The following is a 1166-nucleotide window of genomic DNA, read 5'->3' as shown; positions in this document are numbered from 1 at the left end:
ACGCGTCCTCCAAACCTCAGTTAAATCTCCATATGAAACTTCTTGACAATCTGATATAAAACAAGGAGAATATTAATTGTCACAAAACACACTCTCGATAACGCTTCGGGCAGTATTGCCTGTGAACAATAACTAACAGAGGTAAAAGAACGTGAATCCAGATTCAAAAGACAGCTTAAACAAATCAAAAACAGCCCGCGGGATTTTCTTTACGCTGGCGGGCGGTACCATGTGGGGTTTTTCCGGCACCTGCGGCCAGTATCTTTTTACATATAAAAACCTGGACTCCGCATGGGTAACGGTCACGCGCATGATTTGCGCCGGCATCATCCTGCTGGTCCTGGCCTTTATAAAGCAGCGTAAAGAGATGAAAGAAATCATGCAGGATAAAAGGGACCGGCGGCAGCTTTTCATTTTCTCCATCTTCGGCCTGATGTTCTGCCAATACAGCTATATGACGGCTATTTCCCATTCCAATGCAGGGACCGCCACCGTTTTGCAGTATCTTGGTCCGGTTCTCATCATGATCGTGTCCTGCTTTATGGCAAAAAAGCTTCCTTCAGGCAGGGAGGTCTTCGCTATCATCCTGGCTGTAGCGGGAACCTTTCTTCTGGCTACCCATGGCAATATCCACTCACTTGTCATCTCAAACCTTGGCCTGGCATGGGGACTTTTATCAGCGGTGGCATTGATGAGCTATACCATGCTGCCGGAAAAAATCATAGGACGCTGGGGAAGCACGGTCGTCACCGGTTACGGCATGCTGATAGGAGGTATTTTCCTGTTCTTCGCCACCAGGTACTGGACGGTCCGTGTAACCTTTGATCTGGGAACGGTTCTTGGCCTGGCCGCCATCGTGCTGATTGGAACCGCCCTCTCCTTCACCCTCTATCTCCAGGGCGTCAGTGATATCGGCTCCGTCAAAGCCAGCATGCTGGCGTGCATCGAACCGGTTTCAGCAACTGTTATCTCCGCTCTGTGGCTGGGCACCGACTTTACCGTAATGGATTTTGCCGGACTGGCGGCTATTATCACTACGGTACTGCTGCTGACACAGAGAAAAAGGAGAGGATGAGAGGGACAGCCGGGCTGTCTCCCTTTTCCATGATATCTCAGGCTGTGAATCAACGTCATTTAGTTAAGCAGGTGAGGACGCCGCCGGTACG

At 50.1% G+C, this 1166-nt stretch carries 1 protein-coding gene; it reads left to right on the top strand.

Annotated features, from left to right (window positions below; all coding sequences use genetic code 11):
- Positions 1-151 precede the first annotated feature (151 nt).
- The gene (locus tag CLOSYM_RS02200) at positions 152-1075 is read left to right on the top strand and encodes a DMT family transporter (protein WP_003499916.1); all 924 of its coding nucleotides are present in this window, start codon (positions 152-154) and stop codon (positions 1073-1075) included.
- The last annotated feature ends 91 nt before the right edge of the window (positions 1076-1166 follow it).

This window comes from [Clostridium] symbiosum ATCC 14940, from assembly GCF_000466485.1.
Lineage (GTDB): Bacteria > Bacillota > Clostridia > Lachnospirales > Lachnospiraceae > Otoolea > Otoolea symbiosa.
Note: the sequence above shows the minus strand (reverse complement) of the source record. Positions and strands in the feature narration are given on the sequence as shown.